General features: G+C 73.7%; 21 protein-coding genes and 1 tRNA gene. 11 read left to right on the top strand and 11 right to left on the bottom strand.

Annotated elements, in window-relative coordinates:
• Positions 1–22 precede the first annotated feature (22 nt).
• The 3 genes from BLW43_RS02605 (at position 23) to BLW43_RS02595 (ending at position 4,615) form a co-directional block, all read left to right on the top strand.
• Complete coding sequence (locus BLW43_RS02605; protein WP_093248197.1) at positions 23–1,825, top strand: DUF294 nucleotidyltransferase-like domain-containing protein; 1,803 nt, start codon at positions 23–25, stop codon at positions 1,823–1,825.
• A gap of 4 nt (positions 1,826–1,829) precedes the next feature.
• A complete protein-coding gene (locus BLW43_RS02600; RefSeq protein ID WP_093248056.1) occupies positions 1,830–2,342 on the top strand; it encodes a hypothetical protein in 513 nt (170 codons plus the stop codon).
• A gap of 188 nt (positions 2,343–2,530) precedes the next feature.
• Positions 2,531–4,615, top strand: coding sequence for a 3'-5' exonuclease (locus BLW43_RS02595; RefSeq protein WP_093248054.1), 2,085 nt, complete (start codon positions 2,531–2,533; stop codon positions 4,613–4,615).
• Between the two features lie 19 nt (positions 4,616–4,634).
• Here the strand turns inward: BLW43_RS02595 and BLW43_RS02590 are convergent, their stop codons facing one another.
• Genes BLW43_RS02590 through BLW43_RS02580 form a run of 3 tightly spaced genes read right to left on the bottom strand, consistent with a single transcriptional unit; the run spans position 4,635 to position 7,424 of the window.
• Entirely contained in the window at positions 4,635–5,132 is a 498-nt protein-coding gene (locus tag BLW43_RS02590) for a hypothetical protein (RefSeq protein WP_093248052.1), read from the bottom strand.
• An 18-nt stretch (positions 5,133–5,150) separates the two neighbouring features.
• Positions 5,151–5,795 carry a DsbA family oxidoreductase gene (locus BLW43_RS02585; RefSeq protein WP_093248050.1) on the bottom strand — a complete coding sequence of 215 codons (645 nt, stop codon included), beginning with the start codon at positions 5,793–5,795 and terminating at the stop codon, positions 5,151–5,153.
• A gap of 45 nt (positions 5,796–5,840) precedes the next feature.
• Positions 5,841–7,424, bottom strand: a complete 1,584-nt coding sequence (locus tag BLW43_RS02580; protein WP_093248048.1) for a class I adenylate-forming enzyme family protein — start codon at positions 7,422–7,424, stop codon at positions 5,841–5,843.
• 95 nt (positions 7,425–7,519) lie between these two features.
• Here BLW43_RS02580 and BLW43_RS02575 point away from each other — a divergent pair, with 95 nt between their 5' ends.
• Together BLW43_RS02575 and BLW43_RS02570 are read left to right on the top strand one after the other, a co-directional pair.
• Entirely contained in the window at positions 7,520–8,167 is a 648-nt protein-coding gene (locus BLW43_RS02575) for a helix-turn-helix domain-containing protein (RefSeq protein WP_093248046.1), read from the top strand.
• Between the two features lie 155 nt (positions 8,168–8,322).
• Positions 8,323–10,155 (top strand): extracellular solute-binding protein, encoded by a 1,833-nt coding sequence (locus tag BLW43_RS02570; RefSeq protein ID WP_245730887.1) that lies wholly within the window; start codon positions 8,323–8,325, stop codon positions 10,153–10,155.
• Between the two features lie 15 nt (positions 10,156–10,170).
• On the opposite strand, the gene BLW43_RS02565 is transcribed toward BLW43_RS02570, so the two are convergent.
• Entirely contained in the window at positions 10,171–11,709 is a 1,539-nt protein-coding gene (locus BLW43_RS02565; protein ID WP_093248042.1) for a M48 family metalloprotease, read from the bottom strand.
• Positions 11,710–11,771: 62 nt separating this feature from the next.
• On the opposite strand from BLW43_RS02565, the gene BLW43_RS02560 reads away from it, so the two are divergent.
• Positions 11,772–11,848, top strand: a tRNA-Arg gene (locus BLW43_RS02560).
• A gap of 24 nt (positions 11,849–11,872) precedes the next feature.
• On the opposite strand, the gene BLW43_RS02555 is transcribed toward BLW43_RS02560, so the two are convergent.
• A complete protein-coding gene (locus tag BLW43_RS02555) occupies positions 11,873–12,448 on the bottom strand; it encodes a YqgE/AlgH family protein (protein WP_093248196.1) in 576 nt (191 codons plus the stop codon).
• A 139-nt stretch (positions 12,449–12,587) separates the two neighbouring features.
• Here BLW43_RS02555 and BLW43_RS02550 point away from each other — a divergent pair, with 139 nt between their 5' ends.
• Genes BLW43_RS02550 through BLW43_RS02540 form a run of 4 tightly spaced genes read left to right on the top strand, consistent with a single transcriptional unit; the run spans position 12,588 to position 15,730 of the window.
• Positions 12,588–13,406, top strand: coding sequence for a protein-disulfide reductase DsbD domain-containing protein (locus BLW43_RS02550; protein ID WP_175478722.1), 819 nt, complete (start codon positions 12,588–12,590; stop codon positions 13,404–13,406).
• 2 nt (positions 13,407–13,408) lie between these two features.
• A complete protein-coding gene (locus tag BLW43_RS02545) occupies positions 13,409–14,488 on the top strand; it encodes an anhydro-N-acetylmuramic acid kinase (RefSeq protein ID WP_245730886.1) in 1,080 nt (359 codons plus the stop codon).
• Positions 14,489–14,543: 55 nt separating this feature from the next.
• On the top strand, positions 14,544–15,050 hold the full coding sequence (locus BLW43_RS23335; RefSeq protein WP_175478721.1) for a hypothetical protein: 507 nt from the start codon (positions 14,544–14,546) through the stop codon (positions 15,048–15,050).
• Positions 15,047–15,730, top strand: coding sequence for an alpha/beta hydrolase (locus BLW43_RS02540; RefSeq protein WP_175478720.1), 684 nt, complete (start codon positions 15,047–15,049; stop codon positions 15,728–15,730). Before BLW43_RS23335 ends, BLW43_RS02540 begins: the two co-directional genes overlap by 4 nt.
• 17 nt (positions 15,731–15,747) lie before the next feature.
• Here the strand turns inward: BLW43_RS02540 and BLW43_RS02535 are convergent, their stop codons facing one another.
• Complete coding sequence (locus BLW43_RS02535; RefSeq protein ID WP_093248034.1) at positions 15,748–17,079, bottom strand: NAD(P)/FAD-dependent oxidoreductase; 1,332 nt, start codon at positions 17,077–17,079, stop codon at positions 15,748–15,750.
• Between the two features lie 147 nt (positions 17,080–17,226).
• On the opposite strand from BLW43_RS02535, the gene thrS reads away from it, so the two are divergent.
• Entirely contained in the window at positions 17,227–19,212 is a 1,986-nt protein-coding gene (thrS, locus tag BLW43_RS02530) for a threonine--tRNA ligase (protein WP_093248032.1), read from the top strand.
• Positions 19,213–19,246: 34 nt separating this feature from the next.
• Here the strand turns inward: thrS and BLW43_RS02525 are convergent, their stop codons facing one another.
• The 5 genes from BLW43_RS02525 to BLW43_RS02505 form a co-directional block, all read right to left on the bottom strand.
• On the bottom strand, positions 19,247–19,942 hold the full coding sequence (locus BLW43_RS02525; protein ID WP_093248030.1) for a dCTP deaminase/dUTPase family protein: 696 nt from the start codon (positions 19,940–19,942) through the stop codon (positions 19,247–19,249).
• Between the two features lie 47 nt (positions 19,943–19,989).
• Positions 19,990–20,874 carry an ABC transporter permease gene (locus BLW43_RS02520; RefSeq protein WP_093248028.1) on the bottom strand — a complete coding sequence of 295 codons (885 nt, stop codon included), beginning with the start codon at positions 20,872–20,874 and terminating at the stop codon, positions 19,990–19,992.
• Entirely contained in the window at positions 20,871–22,061 is a 1,191-nt protein-coding gene (locus BLW43_RS02515) for an ABC transporter permease (RefSeq protein WP_217632081.1), read from the bottom strand. Before BLW43_RS02515 ends, BLW43_RS02520 begins: the two co-directional genes overlap by 4 nt.
• Positions 22,054–23,160 (bottom strand): ABC transporter ATP-binding protein, encoded by a 1,107-nt coding sequence (locus tag BLW43_RS02510; RefSeq protein WP_245730885.1) that lies wholly within the window; start codon positions 23,158–23,160, stop codon positions 22,054–22,056. The genes BLW43_RS02515 and BLW43_RS02510 overlap by 8 nt, the downstream gene beginning before the upstream one ends.
• An 80-nt stretch (positions 23,161–23,240) precedes the next feature.
• Entirely contained in the window at positions 23,241–24,362 is a 1,122-nt protein-coding gene (locus BLW43_RS02505; RefSeq protein WP_093248026.1) for an extracellular solute-binding protein, read from the bottom strand.
• Positions 24,363–24,419: the final 57 nt, after the last annotated feature.

The raw sequence follows: 24,419 nt of genomic DNA, 5'->3' as shown, positions 1-24,419 counted from the left end.
GACGGCGGCGGAGTTTCTCGACATGTTCGGAGCCCGCGCGCCCTTCGCGGCGCTGGGCGAGCCCGAGCGCGCGGCGCTGACCGCCGACCTCTCCCGCGTCGACTTCGAGGCCGGCGCGCTGATCCACGCCGCTGGCGAGCCCGTGGCGCGCGTCTACGCCATCCGCAGCGGCGTCGTGCGCCTGATCGCGCCGGGGGGCGCGCTCCCGACGGCGATCGGCCCCGGCGAGTTCTTCGGCGCGCGCAGCCTGCTGCGCTCCGGCGTCGCCGCCTCGACCGCGGAGGCCGCCGAGCCCTGCGCGCTCTACGCCATTCCCGCCTCCGCCTTCCGCGCGCTCTGCGACGCCGAGCCGGGCTTCGCCGCCTTCTTCGACCGCGCCCGCGCGGCGGAGCCGGGCCGCACGGCGGACCCGCTGCTCTCCGAGAAGATCGGCGCGCTCATGACGCCTGATCCCATCGCCGTCGCCCCGGACGCGACCGTGCGCGCGGCGGCGGCGCTGATCCGCGAGCACGACATCTCCTGCCTTCCCGTCACCGAGGACGGGCGGCTCGTCGGCATCCTCACCACCGGCGACCTCGCCGACCGGGTGCTTGCCGAGGGCCTCGGCGGCGAGACGCCGGTGCGCGCCGCGATGACGCCAGACCCGATGATCGTGGCGCCCGGCGCGCTGGCCTTCGACGCGCTGGTGCTGATGACGGAGCGGCGCATCTCGCACCTGCCCGTGGTCGAGGGCGGGCGGCTCGTCGGCGTGCTGACCTCGACCAACCTCGTGCAGCGGCAGGCGAGTTCGGCGGTGTTTCTCGTGGGCGACATCGCCAGGCGGTCGCGCTTCGAGGACTTCGCGGCCATCGTCGCGCGGGCCCCCGGCGTGCTGGCGCAGATGGTGGGCGGCGGCGCCTCCGCCTACGATGTTGGGCGCATCATGACGACGGTTTCCGACGCGCTGACCCGCCGGCTGCTGGCGCTGGCGGAGGCCGATCTGGGCCCCGCGCCGGTCGGCTGGTGCTGGGCGGCCTGCGGCAGCCAGGGCCGGCGCGAGCAGACCGGCGTCTCCGACCAGGACAACTGCCTCATCCTCGACGACGCCTATGACGCGGCCGAGCACGGGGCCTATTTCGAGAAGCTGGCGCACTTCGTCAGCGACGGGCTCGACGCCGCCGGCTACGTCTACTGCCCCGGCGACATGATGGCGACCAACCCGCGCTGGCGCCAGCCCGAGGCCGTATGGCGCGGCTATTTCCGCAAGTGGATCGGCAAGCCCGACGACGAGGCGCAGATGCTCGCCTCGGTGATGTTCGACCTGCGCGCCATCGCCGGTCGCGAGGAGCTGCTTTCGCGGCTGCAGGACGAGACGCTGGCGGCGGCGCGCAGGAACTCGATCTTCCGGGCGCACATGGTGCGCAACTCGCTCAAGCACCAGCCGCCGCTGGGCCTGTTCCGCGGGCTGTCGCTGATCCGCAGCGGCGAGCACAAGGACCGCATCGACATGAAGCACGCCGGCGTCGTGCCGGTCGTCGACCTGGCGCGGCTTTACGCGCTGGGCGCGGGGTTGGCGGCGGTGAACACGCGCGAGCGGCTTCTGGCGGCGCAGGCCGGGGGCGTGATCAGTCAGGCCGGCGCCCGCGACCTGATCGACGCCTACGACCTGATCGCCGACGCGCGGCTGCGCCACCAGGCGCGCCTGATCCGCGCCGGGGAGAAGCCCGACAACTTCATGGCGCCGGGGGAACTCTCCGATCTCGAGCGCAACCATCTCAAGGACGCTTTCCAGGTGATCAAGACGATGCAGGCCGCCGCGGCCAACGCCCTGAGCACAGGCGCCTGAGCCCATGGCGATCACCCTGCTCGGCGCCGTCGCCGTCGCCGTTCTCGCCGCCTGCGTGGCTTTCATCTTCAGGCGCGTCACCGGGATCAGCGCGCGCTGGATCATCCCCGCCTCCGCCGGCGCGGCGATGCTCGCGTTCACGCTCTGGAACGACTACTCGTGGTTCGGTCGCGTGGCCGACGGGCTGCCGGCGGACGTAACGGTGGCCCGGACGTTCGAGAGCTCCAACGCCCTGCAGCCGTGGAGCCTCGTCGCGCCGATCACCACGCGCTTCCAGGCGGTTAACGTCGGCGGCCGGCAGCGCAGCGAAGTCGCGCCGCGCGTGGTGCGCGCCGAGGTCTATCTCGTCGCGCGCTGGCAGCCGACCTTCACGACGCTGCAGATCTTCGACTGCGCGCGCGGCAGGCGGGCCGACGCGGCGGACGCGACGGGCGGCGAGGGCCTGCCGCCCGAGACGGCATGGACCGAGGTGGGCCTTCAGGACGCGCTGCTGCGCGCGGCCTGCTCCGGGGTCTGAGGGGCCGGGGTCTGAGGGGCGTCCGCGCCTGAGGGCCGGCCGCCGGGGGCGCGTTTTTCGTTCGCCTGCGAACCGAACGGCGCAGGGGTCGCGCGGCGTTTTGCGCTGGCGGGTCCGGGGCGGGGGCGGATACTCTGACGCCACAAGGGCGGTCAACGCCCGGCCTGACGCTTCGGGAGGCGACGTCCATGATGCAGCGCATCGCCGCGCGCTTCAGTCTGCGCCTGCGTGTCTTCCTGTTCTTCGCGCTGATCGGCGCCGGAGGGCTTGCGCTCGGGATCGGCGCGCTGGTCGCGGCGGGGTGGGACGCGCCTGCGGAGACGCGCCACGCGCTGGCGCTCTGGGGCGGCGGGGCCGCCGCAGCCACGCTCGGGCTAGTGGTCTGGGTCTGGCTGATGTTCGATGAGCACGTCGCCCGCCCGGTCGAGCGCATCGGCCGCGCGGCGCTCGCGGCGGCCCATGGCGGGGCGCCCGGCGTCGACGCGCGGTCGGCCGCCTATCTCGGCCCGCTCGGGGACGGCGCCGCCGCCGCGGCCGGGGCGCTCGCGGAAGCGCGGGCGCGGACGGCCGCGGCGGTCGAGGCGGCCACCGAGGAGGCCGCGCGCCGCCGCCGGCAGCTCGAGACCGTGCTGCGGGATCTCAACCACGCGGTGACGCTCTGCACGCTCGAACACCGCGTCCTGCTCTACAACGCCCGCGCCGCCGCCCTGCTGGAGCGCTGCGGCGTGGTCGGTCTCGGCCGCTCGCTGCTTGAGGTTCTGGCCGCCCAGCCGATCGAGCATGCGCTAGAGAGCGTGCGGCGCCGGTTCGAGGAAGGGCGCTGGCGCGACCGGCCCGACGGCCTCTCGACGCCCTTCGTCGTCGCGACGGCGGACGGTCGCATGACGCTCCAGGGCCGGCTCACCCTGATGCCCGACCCCGATCAGGCTTCCGCTTCCGGCTACATCGTGACCTTCGAGGACGCGACCGGCGCCCATGAGGCGCGGCTCAGGCGCGACCGCGCGCTGCTGCAGGGTCTGGGGGAGGTGGAGGCCGCTCTCGCCGAGCCAGGACGGGCCCGCGAGGCGCTTGCGCGGGTCGCGGCCGAGGCGGCGGCGCTGAGCGCGGCTGACTGGCCGAAGGCCGACGTCTATTCGACGACCCTGTGGACGTCGATCATACGGCGCCGCACGGGTGCGCAGAATTTCTCCGCCGAGATCGTCGGCGAGCCCTGCTGGCTGCGCTGCGACAGCGTCGGCGTGGTGGAGATGCTCGACACGCTGCTCAACCGGCTCGCCGACGCGCTGGGCGTGCGCGCTTTCAGCCTGTCGGCGACGCCGCGGCGCATCGGGCTCGTCGGGCCGGGCGGGATCGCGGAGGCCCGGGTGACGCTGCGCCTGGGCTGGCGCGGCCCGGCGGCGCCGCAGGCGCTGCTCGACGGGTGGCTGCGCGAGCCCCTCGACGCGGCGATCGGCGGCGCCACGCCGGCGGAGCTGCTGGCGGCGCACCTGTCTCGGTTGGAGACCGTCGACGGGCCGGACGCGGAGGCGCACGCGCTGGAGCTCGCGCTGTCCGGCCCCTCCAACGCCCATCTCGCGACGCCAGCGCGTGCGCCGGCGCGGCCGGAGTTCTACGACTTCGACCTGCTGGACCGGCCGCTGGCCGCAGACGCGCACCCCGAAGCGCCGCTGCGCGCGCTCAGCTACGTCGTCTTCGACACCGAGACGACAGGGCTGGAGCCCGCGCGCGGCGACCGCATCGTGCAGATCGCCGGCGTGCGGATCGTCAACGGCCGCGTCCTCAAGGGCGAGCGCTTCGACGAGCTGGTGAACCCGGGCCGCCGCATCCCGGTCGCGGCGACGCGCATCCACGGCGTGGACAACCGGATGGTCGCCGAGGCCCCGCCCGCCGCCGAGGTGCTGCGCCGGTTCCACGCCTTCTGCGCGGGCGCCGTGCTCGTGGCGCACAACGCCGCCTTCGACATGCGCTTTCTCGCTCAGGAGGCGCCGGAGGGCGGCCCGCGCTTCGATCACGCCGTTCTCGACACGGTGCTGCTGGCGGCGCACCTGAACGGGCAGGACGACAGCCTGACGCTCGACGCGCTGGCGGAGCGCTTCGCCGTGGACCTTCCCGCCGCAAGCCGCCACACCGCGCTCGGCGACAGTCTGGCCACGGCGGAGGTGTTCCTGAGACTTGTGGACATGCTCGAGGCGCGCGGCGTGGCGACGCTGGGCGAAGCCATCGCTGCGAGCCGCGGCCCTGCCGCTATCCGCCGGCGGCAGGCGGCCTATTGAGGACTGGCGGCGGCCGGCGTCACATCACGGCGATGAAGACGGCGAGCAGCGCGAAGACGCCCAGCTCGGTCGCGATCCGCTCGACATGCGCGGCGCGCAGCCGCTCATGGGCGAAGGCGTAGGCCTCCTCGCCGTCGAGCCGCGCGCCGGAGACGCGGAGCGCATTCTCCTCGACCGTGCGCCGCGCGGGCTCCGACATGAGCACATAGACGCCCACCATGATCGCTCCGATCGCGACCGGCCCTGCGCCAGGCGAGCGCAGCGCGTAGAGGCCGCCGACCGAAAGGGCGATGCCGAGGAGCATCGTGACGAGAAAGCGCGTCGAATGGGCGTGCGGGCTATGGACTGCCGCGCGGTCGGCGGCGGCGTTGTCGAGCGGCCTCTGGCGCAGGATGGGGCAGTTCACAAACAACAGGATGGAGACGGCGGCGTGCAGCCCCATCGCCGCGACGATCACGATCGACAACGGCGAGTCGCAGAGCCGCGCGAAGCTGTTCAGAACGGAGTCCATCTCCATCGGTTCTCTCCCTGCGGTCTATCCAGCCGCCGCGCGTCTCTGGCTCAGCGCGTCGATCGCGGCGATCCAGAAGGCGGTGGGCTGCGCGCCGGCTATCCAGCGCCGGCCGCCGATGAGGAACGCCGGGACGCCGCTGACGCCATGGCGCCGCGCGGCGTCCGCGTCGCGCAGCGTCGCCTCCACGTCCTCGCCGGTGGCGAGGCGGGCTGAGGCGCGGTCTGCGTCCATGCCGCACTCGCCGGCGAGCGCCGAAAGCGTGTTCCGGTCGCCGATGTCGCGGCCCTCCTGAAAATACGCGGCGAACAGGCGCGCGGTCAGCGCATCGTCGCGCCCCTCGTCGCGGGCCCAGCCGACGAGGCGGTGCGCGTCCAGCGTGCTGGGCGTGCGGGTAATGGCCTCGAAGTCGATGGCGAGCCCGTCCGCGGCGGCCGCATCGGCGATGGCGCCATAGACGCGCCGGGCCCCTTCCGGCCCGCCGAACTTGGCCTCGAGATACGCCTGTCGGTCGACGCCCTCCCGCGGCATGTCGGGGTTGAGCATGTAAGGGCGCCACGCGAGACTAAGCCCGTGGCCGGGGCGCTCGGCGATAGCGCGCATCAGCCTCGTGCGGCCGATCAGGCACCACGGGCAGATCGGGTCCGAGAAGATGTCGAGTGATACCATGTCTGCAAGATAGGCGCGACGAGCGGCCGCCGCCAGCGCCCGGTTTCAGCCGCTCGCGCCGCCGTTACCCGCGAGGCGCTCGGCCACGGCGCGCCGCAGCACCTTGCCGGCGGCGGTGCGGGGCAGGGCGTCGACCAGCGCATAGAGGCGCGGCCGCTTGTACTGCGCCAGCCGCTCGGCGCACCAGGCCTCCAGCCGCGCCGCGTCGAGGCCCGCCGCCGCGTCCGTCGGCACGACGCAGGCGCCGATCAGCGTCACGCCCCCGGCGACCGTCACCTCCGCCGCGGCGACCTCCGCGACGCCGGGGCAGGCGGAGATCGCGGCCTCGACCTCCTGCGGCGCGACGCGGAAGCCGCCGGCGTTCATCAGGTCGTCAGCGCGGCCGAGATGCGCGAGCCAGCCGTCCGCATCCATCGCGGCGCGGTCTCCGGTGACGAACCACGCGCCGCGCATCGCCGCGGCCGTGGCCTCGGGGTCGCGCCAGTAGCCGAGCATCAGGCCGGGGTCGTCCCGCGCCACGGCGAGTTCTCCCGGTTCGCCGACCGGCGCCGGCGTCTCGGTTCCGGGCCGCAGCACGGCGACGCGCCGGCCGCGCTGGGGCGGGCCGATGCGCCCGGGGCGGGGCGGGGCGCCGGGTCCGGCCGAGGCGTAGGTGGACAGTTCGCTCATGCCGAGCGCCTCGAAGAGCGGCTTGCCGGTCGCCGCCCGCCAGGCCTCGGCCAGCGCGTCGGGGGTCTTTTCGCCGGCGACGAGGCCGTGGCGCAGGGTTGCGAAGGCGGCGCCGACGTCGGCGCCATATTTCAGCAGCTGGCGGACGACCCCCGGCGCGGCGGCGAACAGCGTGGCGCCCTGGGCCCTTGCGATGCGCGCCCAGACGCCGGGATCGCGCGGCCCGTCGTAGACCACCGCCGTCGCCCCCGCCCCCCAGGGGTCGAGCAGGCCGGTCCCGAGCGTGAAGGTCCAGTTGAAGGCGCCGGCGTGGAGCATGACGTCGTCGGCCGTCAGCCCGTACCAGTCCCGCCACATCATCCGCCGCGCCCAGGCCGCGCGATGGGCGTGCGCGACCCCCTTGGGCCGACCCGATGAGCCGGAGGTGTAGACGATGTAGGCGAGGTCGTCGGCGGCGGCGTCGGCGGGCCCGACTTCCGGGCCGCGCCGCAGCCGCGCCAGCACGTCGCCCGCGAGCACCGTCGCGCCCTCGGGCGCGTCGACCGCAAGGCCCTCGCCGAGGCAGATGAGGCGCGCGTCGAGATCGCGCGCCAGCACCCCGGCCTCGCGGGGCGTCAGCATCGCGCTGACCGGCGCGGCGACGCCGCCGGCGGCGATGGCGGCGAGGTAGAGCACCGGAAAATCCGACGTCGAGCCGAGCCGCAGCATCACCCGGTCGCCGGGCGCGAGCCCGGCGGCGCGCAGGCCGCCCGCGGCGCGCGCGACGGCTTCGCGCAGTCGGGCGTAGCTCCAGGTCTCGCGCGCCGCGCCGTCGGCGCCCGCAACGATCAGGGCCGCGGCGGCGTCCGGCTGGCCCGCCCACAGGGCGTGCGCGGCGAGGTTGAAGCGTTCGGGGCAGGGCGGCGGAGGGCCGACGTCCCAAAGGCTCTGCGCCAGCTTCTGCGTCTCGCGAAGGGTCATGGCGCGCGCGGGCTCCCCATGGGCGGCGGGCCGTGCGCCGCCTCGCATTCGGGGGCGTCATCGCGTATCAGGTGGGTTCGGGCAAGGAGCGGCGCATGGACGACGGCGAGGCGACGGTGGAGGCGGGTGCGCCTGAGCGGCTGCGCCTGCTGCGCGTTGCGCGGGCAGCGCCCGATTCGCCGGAACTCGCGCCGCTGAGACTCGGCGCCCGCGTCCGCGAGATCCGCCGCGCCCGGAACTGGACGCTTGAGCAGGCCGCGCGCAGGGCGGGGCTGGCGCGCTCCACGCTCTCCAAGATCGAGAACGAACAGATGTCGCCGACCTTCGACGCCGTGCAGAAGCTGGCGCGCGGGCTCGGCATCGCCGTGCCGCAGCTCTTCACGTCGGCCTCGCAGAACCGCATCCCCGGTCGCCGCGCCATAACCCGCGCGGGGCGCGGCGCGGCGCACCCGACCGCGACCTACGAGCACGAGATCCTCTGCGGCGACGTCGCGGCGAAGAAGATGCTGCCCTACCGCACAGTCATCCGCGCCCGCTCCTTCGAGGACTTCTCAGGCTGGGTCCGCCACGACGGCGAGGAGTTTCTGCTGGTGCTCTCGGGCGACGTGCGCTTCTTCAGCGAGTTTTACGCGCCGCTGGACCTGTCGGAGGGCGACAGCGCCTATTACGACGCCAACATGGGCCATTGCCTCGTCTCGCTGTCTGCGGAGGACGCGCAGATCCTCTGGGTCACGGCCCACTGATGCTTGCGCGGCGAAGTTGAGACGGCGGATGAAGTTCTGCGCGTCGGCCTTCGCAAAAAAAAACGCCCCCTTGCGGGGGCGCGAAGTCGATTGAGGCAGGTTTCATACAGGCAAGAAACCTATCGAGCAGTGGCTGAAGGATGCGGGATATCAGATTGCAATGCAAGCTTTATCTGCCCGCGCTTGCGCTGGGCGCAGGGCTGATCTTCGCAATTGCGGGGGCTGGCGCGGCCACGGCGGAGGGCGGCGACCAGACCTATGGGCTGGCGATGCACGGGGCGCCCGATCTTGACCGCGGGGCCGCCGCGCTGCCCTATGCGCGGGCTGATGCGCCCGCTGGCGGAACCGCGACCTTCGGGGCGACGGGCGGCTTCGACAGTCTCAACCCGTTCTCCGTGCGCGGCCGCACCCCCCCGGAAGTGCGGGCGCACACGATTGATTCGCTGATGGCGCGGAGCTGGGACGAGCCCTTCACGCTCTATCCGCTGATCGCCGAGCGCGTGGAGACGGCGCCCGACCGGTCCTGGGCGCGGTTCACGCTGAACCCCGCGGCGCGCTTCTCGGACGGCGCTCCGGTCACGGTGGACGACGTGCTCTGGACGCTGCGCACGCTCGGGGAGGGCGGCCCGCCCGGCTTCAGGAACCTGTGGTCCAAGATATCCGAGGCGCGCGAGGACGGGCCGGGGGCGCTGCGCGTGACCTTCTCGGCGCCCGACCGCGAGGCGGCGCTCATCCTCGGCCTGCTGCCGGTGCTGAAGCGGACCGAGGGCCTCGACATCGCCGCGCCGTCGCTCACGCCGCTGGTCGCGTCGGGCCGCTATGTCGTCGCCGACGCCGAGCCGGGCCGCAGCCTGACCCTGCGGCGCGACCCCGGCTACTGGGCGCGGAACCTGCCGGCGCGGCGCGGGACGGGCAATCTCGACCAGATCCGCGTGGAGTGGTTCCGCGACGGGCAGGCGCATTTCGAGGCGTTCCGCGCCGGCGCCATCGACATCTTCCGCGAGGGCGACCCGCAGCGCTGGGCGGAGGGCTATGGCTTCGAGCGGATGACGCGCGGGGCGGCGCGGAAGGCCGAGATCCCCCACGGTCGCCCGAGCGGCATGTACGGGCTCGTCTTCAACACCCGCCGCGCGCCGTTCGACGACATCCGCGTGCGCCGGGCGCTGACGCTGGCGTTCAACTTCGAGTGGATCAACGCGACGCTCCATGGCGGGGCCTACCGGCGCATCACGGCCTATTTCGACAACTCGCCGCTGCGCCACGAGGGCGCGGCCGAGGGGCGCGAGCGCGAGATCCTCGCGCCTTTCGCCGCCGAACTGCCGGAGGGCGCGCTGGAGGACGCCTGGGCGCCGCCGCCCGCCGCCGCCGACGACGCGCGCAACCGGCGCAACCTGCGCGCCGCCTCGCGCCTGCTGGAGGAGGCCGGCTGGACAGTGCGCGACGGCGCGCTGCGCGACGCGGCGGGCCGGGCCTTCGCCTTCGGCATCCTGCTCGGCGCCAGCGAGGAGGAGCGGATCGTCGGCCCCTTCATCGACGCGCTGGCGACGCTCGGCGTCTCGGCGACCGCGCGCACGGTGGACGCGGCGCAGTATCAGGCGCGGCGCAACGACTATGATTTCGACATGGTCGTGAACCGCTGGGGCCTGTCGCTCTCGCCGGGCGCGGAGCAACGGCTCTACTGGGGGCGGGACGGCGTGAAGACGCCGGGAACCCGCAACTACGCCGGGGTGGACAGTCCGGCGGTCGAGGCGGCCATCGACGCGCTGCTGGCGGCGGAGGGCGAGGACGATTTCCGCGCGGCGGCCCATGCGCTCGACCGCGCGCTGAGCTGGGGCGTCTACGTCATCCCGTTCTGGTTCGACCCGGTGAGCCGCATCGCCGTGGACGCCGGCCTGCGCTGGCCCGGGCGCCTGCCGCTCTACGGCGACTTCATCGGCTGGGCGCCGGACGTCTGGTGGCGGGAGCCCGCGGCGGCCGACGCGCCCTGACGGGCGGCCGGCGCGCTACTCCACGACCAGCTTGACCTTTTGCCCGGCGCGCAGCGGCTCGCCGGGGGCGAGGCCGTTCAGCACGCGCAGCCGCGCCTCGCCTGCGCGGTCGAAGGGCATCCGCCGCGCGAGGCTCGCCGGGGTGTCGCCGGGGCGGGCGGTGACGACGTCGATGCGCCACGGCCTGGCCGCGCGCGCCTCGGCGGCGCTGAGCTGGCGGAAGCTTGCCGCGCCGCGCTCTACGGCGGCGAGCGCCGCCGGGTTGTTCGGCGGCACGACGCTGAAGAAGCGGTAGAGCCGACCGGCGCCGCTGCGGATCACGGTCATGTGGGCGAGCGCGACGCCGCCTTGCGTCTGCACCGGCATCAAGGCCGCCGCGGCCTCCATGCCGCCGATGCGGCTCGTCGGGCGGAACTGGAGCTGGCCGGTGCGCGTCTGCTGCGCCAGCGCGGCTGCCCAGGCCTCGGCGATATAGGCCCGCAGGTCGCCGCCGGGGTCGCGGCCGCCGTCGAACACGATCCGGCCGCCGCGTCCCTGCATCACGATCTGCTGCGCGGCGTTGGTGATGGCGAAGCCCGAGGGCGCGTCGAATCGGAACCGCAGCTCGGGGTGGATGAAGCTCTGGCCGCGCACGAAACCCTGCGCCGCGCTGTCGCCATAGACCATGCCCTCGATGGCCGCGAGGAAGGCGTCGCGGTTGCGCGCGCGCGCGCCGCCGGCGCCGCCGCCGGCGAGCGCCGCCGCGCCCTCGGCGGCGCGCACGCGCTCGGCCGTCGCCGGGTGGCTGGCGAAGAAGTCCACGCGGTTGGGGTCGTAGCTGCCGCCGCGGAGCTGGGCGGAGAGCGCGTCCTGCGCCTGCATGGCCCGCAGGAAGCCCGCCTGCGCCGCGGGGTCGTAGCCGGCCTGCGCGATGTAGGCGACGCCCAGCCGGTCGGCCTCCAGCTCCTGGGAGCGGCTGTAGCTGGCCACAACGCCCTGCGCCGCGGCCCCCGCTCCCTGGCCGAGCAGGTCCACCACGCTGCGGTCGGCCCCGAGGATCGCCGCGCCGAGCACCGCCGCCAGCACGCCGGCCTGCGCCACGGCCGCCTGCGTCTGCCGCTGCGCGCTGTGGGCCGCGGTGACGTGGCCGATCTCATGCCCGACCACCCCGGCGAGCTGCGCCTCGTCGTCGGCCAGCGCGACAAGGCCGCGCGTGACGTAGACGTATCCGCCGGGCAGGGCGAAGGCGTTGACCACGGGGCTGTCGAGCACCGTGAAGGTCCATGGCGCGTTCGCCTGCGGGGTCACGGCGGCCAGCCGCCGGCCGATCGTCCGCACATAGTCGCTGATCGGCCCCCCATAGGCCCCGCCGTACTGGGCGAGGATCCTGGGATGGGTCTGGTCGCCGAGGCGCTGCTCCTGCGTCGTGCGGGGCGAGACCTGCGGCTGGGCGCCGGGCGCAAGCGGCGCGGTCTGCGGCGCCGGCCCGCCGCAGCCCGCCAGCGGCGCCGCAAGCGCCGCAGCGAGCAGAATCGCCCGGGCGACGCGGCTTGATCCGAAGATGCGCCCGCTCATGCCGCGAGACCTCCGCCGAACGCGTTGCCCGCGCGGCCTGTGGCCTGTAAGAACGCGGCCGAGGCCCCGTAGCTCAGCAGGATAGAGCGGCAGATTCCTAATCTGTAGGTCACAGGTTCGAATCCTGTCGGGGTCACCAGAACAAGCGGAATGCGCGGGGCGGTCAGGCGGTTCCGCCGGTCGCCGACAGCGTCGAGGGCGAGACGCCCAGCTTCGCCAGCGCCTGCGCCCATTTGGTTTCGTCGTCTTCGGAGAAAAGGATCTCCTCGTCAGCCGCGCAGGTCAGCCAGCCGTTGCGGCGCAGCTCCGCCTCCAGCTGGTTCGGCGCCCATCCCGAATAGCCCAGCGCGATCAGCGCGCGGCGCGGGCCTTCTCCCGCCGCCATGGCGCGCAGCACGTCGAGCGTCGCGGTGAGGCTCACGCCGTCGTCGACGCGCATCGTCGAGTCCTCCACATGGAAGTCCGAGGAATGCAGCACGAAGCCGCGGCCCATCTCTACCGGCCCGCCATAGCGGACCTCGCTTTCCTGCGCCTCCGGCCCGACGTCGATCTCGAGCTGGCTCATGAGGTCGCGGAAGCTGACGCCGCGCGCGCGGCGGTTCACCACAAGCCCCATCGCGCCCTCGTCGCTGTGCGAACACATGTAGATGACCGTGCGATCAAAGCGCGGGTCGCCCATGCCGGGCATCGCGATGAGCAGTCGGCCGCTGAGGTGGCGCGCATGGTCTTCTTCATCCATGCGGGCGATGATGCGGCGCGCCGGCCGGGCGTTCAAGCGCGCTCGCAGGTTTTTGTGTGGGCGCCGGCGCCCGACCGGCGCTAAGCAGCCGCCTCGACGGGTGAGCTGACCGTGGGCTGGCGGAGCGATGGGAGTGGCGATGGCGGGACGTTTGGCGGCGGGCGCGATCCGCGGTTGTGTTGTCGCGATGATGCTTGCGGGTGGCGCGGCGGCTGCGGGAGAGCGCGCCAGCGTCTCGCTGGCGGCCGGCTGGGCGGAGGGCGCGGGCCTGCGGATGTCGGGCCTGAGCTTCGAGCTCGCGCCGGGCTGGAAGACCTACTGGCGCGCGCCGGGCGAGGCGGGGGTGCCGCCGATGTTCGACTGGAGCGCGTCCCGCAACCTCGCCTCGATCTCCGTCGAATGGCCGGCGCCGCAGATCTTCGACACCTACGGCATGACGACGCTGGGCTACGCCGACGCCGTGACGCTGCCGCTGCGCGTCCGGGCGGCGGACCCGTCGGCGCCCGTCGCCCTGCGGCTGACGCTGGACTACGGCGTGTGCTCCGACATCTGCGTGCTGGAGCAGGCGGTCGTGGCGCTCGACATCGCGCCGGACGCCCCGGCGGCGGGCGTGGCGCGGGTGCGCGGCGGCATGGCCCGGGCGCCGCTGACGCCCGAGGAGGCCGGGATGACCGGCGCGACCTGCGTTCTGGAGGGCGCCGGCGAGATGCGCGAATTCGCCGCCACGCTGACTTTCGACACCCCTTGGCGCAGCGCGCCGATCGTGGTGGTCGAGGGCCCGCCCGACGTCTGGTTCGCACCGGCGGCGGTGCGGGCCGAGGGCGGCGTCCTGCATGTGCGCGCCGAGGCGCAGGCCCTGGACGGGGCCGGCTGGATCTCGCGTGACGATCTGCGGCTGACGGTGCTCGGCGAAGCGGCGACGGTGGACGTCCCCGGCTGCGCCGGGGAGCGCGGCTGAGCGTGGCGCTGGCGCTCGGCGTCATCAGCGGCACATCGGTCGACGGCGTGGACGCCGCGCTGGTCGAGACCGACGGGCGAAGCGTGTCGGATTTCGGCCCCGCCGCGACCTTTCCCTATCGCGCGCAGACGCAGGCGGCGATCCTCGCGGCGGTGGACGCCGGCGGGCGGCCCGACGCCGAGACCTTCGCGCGGCTGTCGCGCGCCGTCGAGGACGATCACCTGGCGGCGATGGCGGCGCTTGCGCGCGAGGCGAAGCTGGCGCTGCGCGACCTCGACGTGATCGGGTTTCACGGTCAGACGATCTTCCACGACCCCGCCGCCGGCGTCACCAGCCAGCTCGGCGACCCCGCCCGGATCGCGGCGCGGGCCGGCGCGCGCGTGGTCGGCCGGCTGAGGGAGGCGGACATGGCCGCCGGCGGGCAGGGCGCTCCGATCGTGCCGGTCTATCACGCGGCGCTCGCTCAGGGGTGGGAGACGCCCGTCGCCTTCCTCAACGCCGGGGGCGTCGCCAATCTGACGCTGGTGACTGGCGAGGAGGCGGGGCTTGCGGCCTGCGACGTCGGGCCGGCCAACGCGCCGCTCGACGACTGGATGCGCCGCCGTTTCGGCCGCGACCACGACGCAGGGGGCGCCGTCTGCGCGGCGGGGCGGGTGGACGAGGCGCGCGTGGCGGCGGCGGTCTCGGCCTGGGGGCCGGTCACCTTCGGTCCGCGCGCGCTCGACCGCAACGCCGCGACATGGCGGATGGCCGAGGGCCTCTCGCCAGAGGACGGCGCGGCGACGCTGATCGCGATTTCCGCCGAGGCCGCGGCGCGGGCCGCGCGCGGGCTGTCGCCGCGCCCGCTGCGCTGGTTCGTCTGCGGCGGCGGTCGGCTCAACCCGATCTACCTGCGCGAACTGCGCGCCCGTCTCGACGCGCCGGTGGAGGCGGTCGAGACGGCCGGGCTCGACGGCGACGCGATCGAGGCGCAGGCGATGGCCTTCATCGCCGCCCGCACGCTGGCGGGGCTGCCCTCCACCTTTCCGGGAACCACCGGCTGCCGCGCGCCGACCGTCTCGGGAAGGGCGTTCCACCCTTGACCGCGGCTCCGGCCCGGCCGCCAATCGCGGCGACCGCGCGAAAGGAGACGCCGCGATGCGCTGGAGGCCCCGTCCAGACCCCACCCAAGGCGACCGCGCCGCCTGCGCCGCCATCGTGGCGCTGATCACGCCGTTCGCCGTCTCGCCGCGCGCGACGGCCTCCGCGGCGCTCCGCGTCGCTGCGGCGCCCGGCGCCGGCGCCGGTCTCCCGCCTGGGCCCGACTGCGAGGCGCGCGCCGTCTGCGCGCCGGAGGGCTCGGACGAGATCGTCGGCGACCGCTTCGGGGGCGGCCGGATCCTGCCGCCCGGGCCGGGCGACCCCCACGCCGCGCGCGCCGTGACGGCCGCCCGCGCGGCGCCATTCGGCGGCGAGCCGACGGAGGGGCCGCGCTGGTCCTGTGGGAGCATCATCGCCTCGCGCCCGGAGGACGTCGCGCCGGCGAAGGCGGACCGGGCGCGGGGCCGGTTCGACGGCGCGCCAGGCGACGCGGCAGACGTCATCCCGCCGCCCGAAGGGTCGGGCCGACCGCGCCGCGCCGGCGGCGGCAGGGCGTTCCCGTGAGCGCCGCCGCGGCCGACCCCCATGGCGGCCAGCCGGTCGCCGCGGCAGGGCCGCCGCCTGCGCAGGCGCGGCTGGGGCTCGTCGCCCTGCACGGGCGCGGCGCCTCTCCGGCGGACATCCTCGCGCTGGCGGCCCATCTCGCGCCCCAGGGCGTCGCCGCGCGCGCGCCGGCGGCGGCGGGCGCGTCGTGGTGGCCGATGAGCTTTCTGGAGCCGCTGGAGGCCAACGCGCCGCATGTCGAGAGCGCGCTGGCGGCGGTGGAGGCGCGCGTCGCGGCGCTCATGGCCGAAGGTCTGCCCGCCCGCCGCATCGCGCTGATGGGCTTCAGCCAGGGCGCCTGCCTCGCGCTGGAGCACGCCGCGCGGGCGGGGCGGCGCTACGCCGGCGTCATCGCGTTCTCCGGCGGGCTGGTCGGTACTGGCGAGGGCGAGGGCGGGCCGCACCCTGAGCTCCACGGTCGGCGCCCGAAGCGGTTCGATTATGGCGGATCGCTGGGCGGGACGCCGGCGCTGCTGAGCTGCCACGAGCGCGACCCCCACATCCCGCTCGCCCGCGTGCGCGAGACCGAGGCGACGTTGGCGCGGCTCGGCGCCGCGCCGCATCTGGAGATCATCTCCGGGCAGGGCCATGCGCCGGGGCCGCGCACGCTGGGCGCGGCGCGCGAACTGCTTGGCGGCTGAGCGCGTCGCGCTGCGGTTCAGATCCCGGTGAGCGGCGTGATCTTCGAGCCGTCGAAGAAGCGCGACAGGCGATAGGGCGCGGGGTCGACCGAAGGCGCGGCGCAGGTCGCCAGCTCCGCCGCCAGCCGCCCCGCCGCCGGGCCGAGGCCGAAGCCGTGGCCGCTGAAGCCGCTCGCCACGATCAGCCCCTCGACGCCCGCCGCGGTGGAGATCACCGGCACGGCGTCGGGCGTGACGTCGATCATGCCGCCCCAGCGCTGGGCGACCTTCGCCCGCTCGAACACCGGGAACGCCTCGGTCAGGCGGGCCAGCGCGCGGTCGGTCATCGCGGCGTCGGGCGCGGGGTCGAGCGTGCGGACGCGCTCGAAGGGCGTCTCGTCGTCCGCGCCCCAGCGCCGCAGCTCTGCGAGGCCGTCGATGAAACTGCGGTCGAGCCTCGGCGTCACGCTGCGCCAGTCCTTGAGCAGCACGGGCAGGTATTTCGGCAGGAACCGGAAGCTGTCCGGCGTGATCGCGTGGATGTTCGCCGACAGCGCGGAAACCGTATAGCCGCCGTCCGCCCGCCTGCGCGCGGAGAAGCCCGGGCCGCGCACGGTGATCTCGGGGCCGTGCTCGAGCGGCGCGGTGCGCAGCACCGAGTTGAGGATGCGCAGCTGCGGCAGGGTCACGCCCGCGTCGCGCAGCAGCAGCCGCGTCCAGACGCCGCCGGCCGTCACCACCAGCGGCGCGGCGATGCGGCCGCGCTCGGTGATCGCGCCGGTCACGCGGCCGCCTGCGGTCTCGATGCGCCGCACGGCGCAGCCCTGAACGACGCGCACGCCGCGCGCCTGCGCCGCGCGCGCGACGGCCGGCGCCGCCGCCTGCGGCTCGGCGCGCCCGTCCTCGGGCGCATGGAGGGCGCCGAGCGGCTTCAGCGTCGAGCCGGGCGTGAGCCGCGCCGTCTCGGCCGCGTCGATCAGTCGAACGCGGTGCTGGCGGCCGTCGAGATGGGCGAGCCAGGCGGCTGCGTCCTCCCGCTCCGCTTCCGAAAAGAACGGCGCGACCACGCCGCAGCGCCGATAGCCGACATCGGCGCCGATGCGCTCGGCGAGTTCGCCCCAGAGCCGGATCGACAGGCTCATGAGGTCGATCTCGCGCGGGTCGCGCCGGGTCAGCCGCACCCAGCCCCAGTTGCGGCTCGACTGCTCGCCGGCGACGACGCCCTTCTCGCACAGGACGACGGAGAGGCCGCGCTCGGCCAGCTCCAGCGCCGCGCAGGCGCCGATGATCCCGCCGCCGACGATCACCGCGTCCGCGCGCGCGGGCAGGTCGGCGGCGCCGTCGACGGGGTCGGGGGTCGGTCCGGGCATTGGGGCGGCTCCGCGCGTTGATTCCGCGTCGCAGTATCGCCGGGCGGGCGGCGGCGTCGATGGGGCGCGGCGCCCGCCAGTGCTCTGCTTGACAGCGAGGGGGCGGCTGCGGAGTGTGCGCCCGCACGCACATCAGGAGCCAGAGCCATGAGCGAGGCCGCAGCCGACGCCCGCCGCATCACCGTCACCCTGCCCGACGGCGCCACGCGCGCCTATGCGGCGGGCACGACGGCGGCCGAGGTCGCGGCGGACATCGCGCCCTCGCTCGGCAAGGCCGCCTTCGCCGCGAAGATCGACGGTCGCCTGACCGACCTCTCGGAGAAGCTGGAGGGCGACGCCGCGCTCGCCATCGTGACCGGCAGGGACGACGAGGCGCTCGAACTCATCCGCCACGACTGCGCGCACATCATGGCGCGCGCGGTGCAGGAACTCTGGCCCGACGTGAAGGTGACCATCGGGCCGGTGGTGGAGCACGGCTGGTACTACGACTTCGACCGCGCCGAGCCCTTCACCGAAGCGGATTTCGATGCGATCGAGGCGCGGATGCGCCAGATCATCGCCGCGCGAGACCCGGTGCGTACCGAGGTTTGGCCGCGTGAGCGCGCCGTCGCGCACTACCGCGCCGCCGGCGAGCCGTTCAAGGTCGAGCTGATCGAGGCGATCCCCGGCGACGAGCCGATCCGCATGTACTGGCACGGGCCCTGGCAGGATCTCTGCCGCGGCCCGCATCTCGCCCATACCGGGCAGGTGCCGCCAGACGCCTTCAAGCTGATGCGCGTCGCCGGGGCCTACTGGCGGGGCGACAGCCGCAACAGGCAGCTCCAGCGCATCTACGGCGTCGCCTTCCGGTCGCGGAAGGACCTCGAGGCGCATCTCACCATGCTGGAGGAGGCCGCCAGGCGCGACCACCGCCGGCTCGGGCGCGAGATGAAGCTCTTCCACCTGCAGGAGGAGGCGCCGGGGATGGTGTTCTGGCACCCGCAGGGCTGGACCATCTATCGCGCGCTGGAGGACTACATGCGCCGCCGGCTGACCGCGGCCGGATACAAGGAGATCCGCACGCCGCAGGTCGTCGACCGCAAGCTGTGGGAGGCTTCCGGCCACTGGGACAAATACCGTGAGAACATGTTCATCACGGAGATCGACGAGAGCGCGGAGGGCGCCGCCCACGCCAACGAGAAGCGCGTCAACGCGCTGAAGCCGATGAACTGCCCCTGCCACGTGCAGATCTACAACCGCGACCTGAAAAGCTACCGCGACCTGCCGCTGCGCCTCGCGGAGTTCGGCTCCTGCCACCGCTACGAGAGCTCCGGCTCGATGCACGGGCTGATGCGGGTGCGCGGCTTCACGCAGGACGACGCGCATATCTTCTGCACCGAGGACCAGATCGAGGACGAATGCGCGAAGTTCATCGCGCTGCTCGGCTCGGTCTACGCCGATCTCGGCTTCCCGAGCTTCGACATCAAGCTCTCGACCCGGCCCGAGCAGCGCGTGGGCTCGGACGAAATCTGGGACAAGGCCGAGGCGGCGCTGGAGAGCGCGATCAGGAAGATCACGAACGACTACGAGGTCGACCCCGGCGAGGGCGCCTTCTACGGCCCCAAGCTCGACTTCAAGCTGACCGACGCGATCGGTCGCGAATGGCAGTGCGGCACTTTTCAGGCCGACTTCAATCTCCCTGAGAGGCTAGACGCGGAGTATGTTGACGCCTCGGGGGAAAAACGGCGGCCGGTGATGATGCACCGGGCCATCCTCGGCTCCTTCGAGCGGTTCCTCGGCATCCTGATCGAGAACTGCGCCGGGCGCTTCCCGCTGTGGCTGGCGCCGACGCAGGCCGTCGTCGCGACCATCGTGTCCGACGCCGACGGCTACGCCGCGGAGGTGGTCTCGGCGCTGCGGGCGGCGGGCCTGCGGGTGGAGCCCGACCTGCGCAACGAGAAGATCAACTACAAGGTGCGCGAGCACTCCGCCGCCCATGTTCCGGCCATCCTCGCGCTGGGGCGGCAGGAGGTCGAGAGCCGGACCGTCTCCCTGCGCCGTCTGGGCGAGCAGGGGCAGAAGGCGATGCCGCTGGGCGAGGCGGTCAGCCTGCTGGCGGCCGAGGCCGCGCCGCCGGATCTGCGCGTGGGCTGACGGCGCGCGGACGGCCGAGCCGCCCGCCTCGGCGTCATGGTCGGTCGCCGCCGCGCTTCATGCGGCGATAGACGCCGGGCTCCGCGGCGAGGCGGGCCCTCAGCGCGGCCTGCTCGGCCGCCTCGGCGTCGCTCAGCACTGCCAGGCGCAGGGCGGGCTGCGCGCGGGGCACGGCCAGCAGCTGCGCCACCGGCGTGCCGCGTCGCAGCACGCCCTCGAAGCCGGGGTCGATCCAGAGCGCCGGGAAATGGACCAGCCCCAGCGCGAAACGGTCGCAGTCCACGAGGCCGGTCAGGGTCCGGAACGGCAGGTCGAGCCGGTTGGCGGGGTGGGTCGCAAGCACCGACCAGCCCGGCGGCGCCTCGATCGCCCAGAAGTTCATGAACTTCACGATGAAGCCGTCGCCGGGGTCGAGCGGTCCGCCCGCCGCCTGCTCCGGGACGTGGACGCCGATGGGGCTGGGCGAGACGCCGTCTAGCGGGGCGATGTCGGAGGTCCAGCGCAGCACGCCGCCGGCGACCTCGACATCTGCTGCGAGCGGCGCCAGCACGCCGGCTCCCATCGCGTCGATCAGCGGCGGGCAGTGCTTCAGCGTGCGAACCTCGGCGCCAGCCGCGGCGCTCGGCGCGGTCGAGGGCATGGCGCGCAGCCAGTCCGGCAGGCCCGAGGCGGCCGGCGTCGGCTCCGGCAGGCCCACATGCTCGGCGCGGCGGCGGAAGATCAGCTCCATGTCGGCAGCAGGGCGCGCTGAGGGGCCTTTCGTCAAGGCGCCGCCGCTCACCCCTGACGGCGCCGCAGCAGCACCCAGACCGCGGCCGCCGCCACGGTCAGCACGATGAACAGCACGCCGATCGCGTTGATTGTCGGCGACAGGCCGAAGCGCATCCGCGAGCCGATCTCGGTGACGAGGGTGAACGACGAGCCGATGGCGAAGAAGGTGGTGTTGTAGTTCTCGAAGCTCTGCAGGAACGCCACCACCGACGCCGTGGCGATCGTCGGCCACAGGAAGGGCAGGGTCACGCGCCGGAAGGCGAACAGGTTCGAGGCGCCGAGGTCGAGCGCGGCCTCCTCCAGCGCGGGGTCGAGCCGTTGCAGCCGCGCCATGAACATCAGCATGCAGTAGCTGGCGATGAAGCTGGAATGCGCCACCACCACGGTCAGCGGCCCGGCCTCCACGCCGAAGGCGTCGCGCCACAGCGTCATGGTCGAGACGCCGAGGACGATGCCGGGCGTCAGGATCGGCGAGACGAGCAGCGTGTAGAGAAACGACCCCGACGCCGCGCCGAGCCGCGACAGCACCAGCGCCGCGGCGAGCCCCAGCGGGATGGCGAGCGCGATCACCCCCAGCGCGATGCCCACGGAGCGCATCAGGCCCTCGAGAAACCGCGTCTCCTGCGGCAGGCCGCGCACGACGACCTCGCCCGCCTCGTCGGTGCGGCCCGTGAACCAGTCGAGGGTGAAGCCGCGCCAGTCCGTCACGCTCGGCGTGTCGTTGGCGTTGAACGCGGCGAGGGCCATCAGCGCCAGCGGCAGGAACAGGTAGAGCATGAACACGACGATATAGGCGTTGAGCGCGACCTGCGCCCAGTCCACGCCGCCTGAACCCGCGGCGGCGCCCGCGCGGGCCGGGACCGGGGCCGGGACGTCTGCGGCGGCGGTCATTTGGCGATCTCCTTCACGCCGACCCCGAAGGCCCGCATGACGCCGATGATGAAGGCGGTGGAAAGGATCAGCAGCATCAGCGCCCGCGCCGAGCCGACGTTCCAGTTCGCGGCCTCGAAGAAGTTGCGGTAGATGATCTGGCTGAACCAGTCCGGATGCAGGCCCGGCCCGACAAGGCCCGGCACGCTGATCGAACCGGCCGACAGCATGAAGGTCATGATGCAGCCCACCGCGATGCCGGGCTTGGCGTGGGGGATCACGACGCGGCGGTGGATGCGCCAGACCGAGGCGCCGAGATCGCGCGCCGCCTCGATCTGCGCGCGCTCCAGCGTCTCGATCGCGTTGTAGATCGGGAACACCATGAACAGGACATAGGCGTAGACCATCACCGCGAAGACCGAGCCGTTGGAGGCGAGCCAGCGGATCGTCTCGCCGCCTTCGAGGTCGATGACACCCAGCGCGTCCAGCGCGCCGTTCAGGATGCCGTTGTTGGCGAGGATCATGGTCCAGGCGAAGATGCGCAGCAGTTCGTTGATCGCGTAGGGCACGACGAGGCCCAGCAGCAGCAGCCCCGCGCGCCCCGTTCCCTGCGCCTGCGCGACGGCGTAGGCGACGGGGTAGCAGACCACCAGCGCGATCGTCGTCACCGCCACGCAATAGAGAAAGGTCAGGCCGAACACGCGCCAGTGGAGCGGGCTCATGGTGGTGAAGTTCTCGACCGACAGCCCGGCTCGGGCGTCCTCCCCGGCGCGCAGCCGCTCGACCTCGGCCGCCATCGCCGGGATCGCAGCGACCGCCTCGGCGCGTTCGGCGCGCAGCCGCTCTATCCGCGCCTCCGGCGGCTCGGCGCCGCCTCCGCCAGGCGAGGGCGCCGCCATGCCGGGACTCGCGCGCCCGGTCAGGCCGGCGAACGGGTCGGACGGGCTCGGCGCGGCGGCTGGGGCGGACCCGCGCGCGATCTCGGTCTCGGCGGCGGCGATGTCGAAGTCGATCACGGCGATCTGCTGGCGGGCCCGCTCGAGTTCGACGCGCATCTGCGCCGAGGGGCCGTCGCGGATTTCGAGCGTGAAGGCGCGCTTGGTCATGTTCGCCATCGGCAGGGCGACCATCAGCACCAGCCACACCGCGGTCAGCCCGGCGAAGACCGCGGCGAGGCCGCGGCCGTAGGCGCGGACGAGTTCAGCCACGGGCGCGTCCCCCCGGCCGGAAGGCGGCGGCGTCCTCGGGCCGGAAGGCGGCCTCGACGGCGCCGGTCAGACCCGCCGCGGCGCCGGCGAGGTTCGGCACATGCAGCGCCGCCGCCGCGTCGCCCGCGCGCAGATGCGCGATGAGATACGGGCCCTCCATGTCGATGCGCTCGACCCGGGCCGTGAAGCGGTTGGCGTCGGAGGGCGCGTTCGCGGCCGGCGCGGTCCGCTCGGGTCGCACCATCACGGCGGCGGCCTCGCCGGGCGCGAGGCCGGCGCGGTCGATGGCGCGGAACCGGCCCTGCGGCGTGGCTACGGCGGCGAAGCCCTCGGCGACCGATTCGACGCGGCCCTCGAACACGTTCTGCTCGCCGACGAAGGTCGCGACGAAGGGCGTCTCGGGCCGGTCGTAGATCACGTTCGCCGCGTCGACCTGCTCGATGCGTCCGGCGTTCATCACCGCGATGCGGTCCGACATCGTCAGCGCCTCGCCCTGATCGTGGGTGATGTAGACGAAGGTGACGCCGGTGCGGCGCTGGATCGCCTTCAGCTCGGCGCGCATGTGCTGGCGGAGCTTGAGGTCCAGCGCGGAGAGCGGCTCGTCCAGCAGCAGCACCGCGGGTTCGACCGCCAGGGCGCGCGCCACGGCGACGCGCTGGCGCTGGCCGCCGGAGAGCTGCGCGGGCCGCTTGTCGCCCTGGCCCTCCAGCGCCACGAGTTCGAGCAGGGCGTCCGCGCGGCGGCGGCGCTCGGCGCGGGCCATGCCGCGCGCCTCCAGCCCGAACGCGACGTTCTCCCATACCGTCATCAGCGGAAAGAGCGCGAGGCTCTGGAAGATCAGCGCGGTGGGGCGGCGGTTGGGGCCCAGCGCGGTCACGTCGTCGCCGCCGATGAGCACGCGGCCGGCGCTGGGCGCCGCGAAGCCCGAGATCGCGCGCAGGACCGTGGTCTTGCCGCAGCCCGAGGGGCCGAGGATCGAGAAGAACTCGCCCGCGCGGATCGTCAGATCGGTCGGATGCACGGCGGTGAAGTCGCCGAAGCGCATCGAGAGGCCGTCGAGGGCGACTTCTCGCCCCTGCATCCGCGCCTGGTCGAGCATCTCCCGGTCCTCCGCTGGCGGGGTGAGGCGGGGCCCGCGGCAGGCCCCGCCCGGTGTCGTGCGCCGTGTCGGGCGCCGGCTCAGGCGTTGGTGATGGTGTCGACGTAGAGCTGGCGCGTGGTGGCGAACCAGGGCGTGTCGGCCTGCCACCACCAGAGGTTCGAGAGCGCCTCGGGCGTGTAGATCTCGGCGAAGGTGCGGGCGTACTGCTCGCCGGCGAACTCGGCCGCGCGCGTGGCGGCGGAATTGTAGCCGGTGTTCTGCACATGCAGGCCGGCCATCTCGCCCTCGAAGCAGGCGTTCATGAACGCGTAGGCCTGCTCGATGTTCTCGGCGCCGGACGGGATCGCGACGGAGTCCATCCAGGTGATGCCGCCTTCCTTGGGCATGCGGTACTTCCACTTGGGCGAGACGTCCCAGCCGAGCTTGATGCCGGTGGTGTCCCAGGTCTGGCCGATGACGCAGCCGGCCTCGGTGAAGGCGGCAGTCGCCTCGGTTGCGTTGTTCCAGAACGCGCCGATGTTGCCCTTGTGGCGGATGACGAAATCGGCCGCCGCGGCGAACACGCGCTTGGCGTCGTCCTCGGTCTTGTACACGTCCATCATGCGGTTGGAGGGAACCTCGCCGATGGCGTCGAGATAGAGGCCGGTGCCGACGATAACCGACTTCTGGCGGAAAGCCGCCTTCGGGCCCAGGCCCTCGCGCCACAGGTCGCCGAAGGAGACGACGTCGAGCGGCAGCGCCTCGCTGTCGAAGGTGATCGCCTCGGTGCCCCAGTTGAACGGCAGCGCCACGCGCTTGCCGTCCTGCACGCCGCCGAGCTGGATGCTGTCGCGCACCATCGAGGGGATGATGTTGTCCATCGCGACCCTGGACTCGTCGATCGGCTGGAGCAGGAGCTCGCCCTCATAGCGGTAGTTCGGCACGTTGGTGACAGAGGGGAACACGAGGTCGAAGCCCTTGCCGCCGGCGGCGCGCAGCTTCTGCTCGGCCTCGTCGTTCGAACCGTAGGTCGAGAGATTCACGGCGACGCCGGTCTTGCTCGTGAACCAGTCGATCTGGTTCTGCTGGATGTAGTCGCCCCAGGCGAAGACGTTGACCTGGCCCGAGGACGAGAGCGCGTCGGTCGCGCGGAGCACGGCTGGCGCGGCGATGGCGGCGGCGGCCCCGGACAGGGCTGTGCGGCGGGTGATGGCGGTCATGGCGACGGCTCCTGACAAAGCGTCGGCGGCGCGCCGACGGAGATCCCGAACCCGCGT

Origin of the sequence: Rubrimonas cliftonensis, from assembly GCF_900107585.1 — a bacterium.
Taxonomy (GTDB): domain Bacteria; phylum Pseudomonadota; class Alphaproteobacteria; order Rhodobacterales; family Rhodobacteraceae; genus Rubrimonas; species Rubrimonas cliftonensis.
The sequence above is the reverse complement of the archived record's forward strand: the minus strand, read 5'-3'. Positions and strand labels throughout refer to the sequence as shown.

Excerpts from the sequence above, each read along its gene's own strand:
- BLW43_RS02565 (WP_093248042.1), bottom strand. The coding sequence starts at position 11,709 with ATGAGCGGGCGCATCTTCGGATCAAGCCGCGTCGCCCGGGCGATTCTG.
- BLW43_RS02575 (WP_093248046.1), top strand. The coding sequence starts at position 7,520 with ATGGACGACGGCGAGGCGACGGTGGAGGCGGGTGCGCCTGAGCGGCTG.
- BLW43_RS02525 (WP_093248030.1), bottom strand. The coding sequence starts at position 19,942 with ATGGAGCTGATCTTCCGCCGCCGCGCCGAGCATGTGGGCCTGCCGGAG.
- BLW43_RS02555 (WP_093248196.1), bottom strand. The coding sequence starts at position 12,448 with ATGGATGAAGAAGACCATGCGCGCCACCTCAGCGGCCGACTGCTCATC.
- BLW43_RS02535 (WP_093248034.1), bottom strand. The coding sequence starts at position 17,079 with ATGCCCGGACCGACCCCCGACCCCGTCGACGGCGCCGCCGACCTGCCC.
- BLW43_RS02510 (WP_245730885.1), bottom strand. The coding sequence starts at position 23,160 with ATGCTCGACCAGGCGCGGATGCAGGGGCGAGAAGTCGCCCTCGACGGC.
- BLW43_RS02520 (WP_093248028.1), bottom strand. The coding sequence starts at position 20,874 with ATGACCGCCGCCGCAGACGTCCCGGCCCCGGTCCCGGCCCGCGCGGGC.
- thrS (WP_093248032.1), top strand. The coding sequence starts at position 17,227 with ATGAGCGAGGCCGCAGCCGACGCCCGCCGCATCACCGTCACCCTGCCC.
- BLW43_RS02585 (WP_093248050.1), bottom strand. The coding sequence starts at position 5,795 with ATGGTATCACTCGACATCTTCTCGGACCCGATCTGCCCGTGGTGCCTG.
- BLW43_RS02600 (WP_093248056.1), top strand. The coding sequence starts at position 1,830 with ATGGCGATCACCCTGCTCGGCGCCGTCGCCGTCGCCGTTCTCGCCGCC.
- BLW43_RS02580 (WP_093248048.1), bottom strand. The coding sequence starts at position 7,424 with ATGACCCTTCGCGAGACGCAGAAGCTGGCGCAGAGCCTTTGGGACGTC.
- BLW43_RS02505 (WP_093248026.1), bottom strand. The coding sequence starts at position 24,362 with ATGACCGCCATCACCCGCCGCACAGCCCTGTCCGGGGCCGCCGCCGCC.
- BLW43_RS02605 (WP_093248197.1), top strand. The coding sequence starts at position 23 with ATGTTCGGAGCCCGCGCGCCCTTCGCGGCGCTGGGCGAGCCCGAGCGC.
- BLW43_RS23335 (WP_175478721.1), top strand. The coding sequence starts at position 14,544 with ATGCGCTGGAGGCCCCGTCCAGACCCCACCCAAGGCGACCGCGCCGCC.
- BLW43_RS02595 (WP_093248054.1), top strand. The coding sequence starts at position 2,531 with ATGATGCAGCGCATCGCCGCGCGCTTCAGTCTGCGCCTGCGTGTCTTC.
- BLW43_RS02550 (WP_175478722.1), top strand. The coding sequence starts at position 12,588 with ATGGCGGGACGTTTGGCGGCGGGCGCGATCCGCGGTTGTGTTGTCGCG.
- BLW43_RS02590 (WP_093248052.1), bottom strand. The coding sequence starts at position 5,132 with ATGGAGATGGACTCCGTTCTGAACAGCTTCGCGCGGCTCTGCGACTCG.